This window comes from Burkholderia sp. MSMB1826, from assembly GCF_001526325.1.
In the GTDB taxonomy this organism is placed as follows: domain Bacteria; phylum Pseudomonadota; class Gammaproteobacteria; order Burkholderiales; family Burkholderiaceae; genus Burkholderia.
The window spans coordinates 1-597 of the sequence record NZ_LOYN01000025.1 but is presented as its reverse complement, the minus strand read 5'-3'; the positions used below and the strand labels follow the sequence as shown (position 1 = coordinate 597).

General features: G+C 70.2%; 1 protein-coding gene. It reads left to right on the top strand.

Going from position 1 to position 597, the window contains the following annotated elements; translation table 11 throughout:
• The coding region (locus tag WS95_RS16135) for a TolC family protein (RefSeq protein WP_179950202.1) at window positions 1–597 on the top strand (597 nt) is incomplete at both ends.

The window sequence follows — 597 nt, the reverse complement described above, 5'->3', positions numbered from 1 at the left end:
TGAAGACCGCGCAGGCGTCGTACGACCTGACCAAGCTGCAGTTCGACAACGGCACGGGCTCCGAGCTCGAGCTGCGCCAGGCGCAGACGGTGGTCGAGACGGCGCTCGCGAACCAGCAGGCGCAGGCGCGTGCGCGCGCGCAGGCGCTGAACGCGCTGGTGCTGCTGATCGGCGAGCCGCTGCCGGACGATCTGCCGGCGGGCCTGCCGCTCGATGCGCAGAACCTGCTGACGGACGTGCCGGCCGGGCTGCCGTCGGATCTGCTCACGCGCCGTCCGGACGTGATGCAGGCCGAGCAGACGCTGCTGGCCGCGAACGCGAACATCGGCGCGGCCCGCGCGGCATTCTTCCCGAAGATCTCGCTGACGGCCGCGTTCGGCACCGCGAGCCCGACGCTGGGCGGCCTGTTCAAGGCCGGCACGGCGGCGTGGTCGTTCGCGCCGAACATCGCGCTGCCGATCTTCGAGGGTGGGCAGAACATCGCCAATCTCGATCTCGCGAACGTGCAGAAGCGCATCGAGATCGCGAACTACGAGAAGGCGATCCAGTCGGCATTCCGCGAAGTGTCGGACGGCCTGGCCGCACGCGGCACGTACG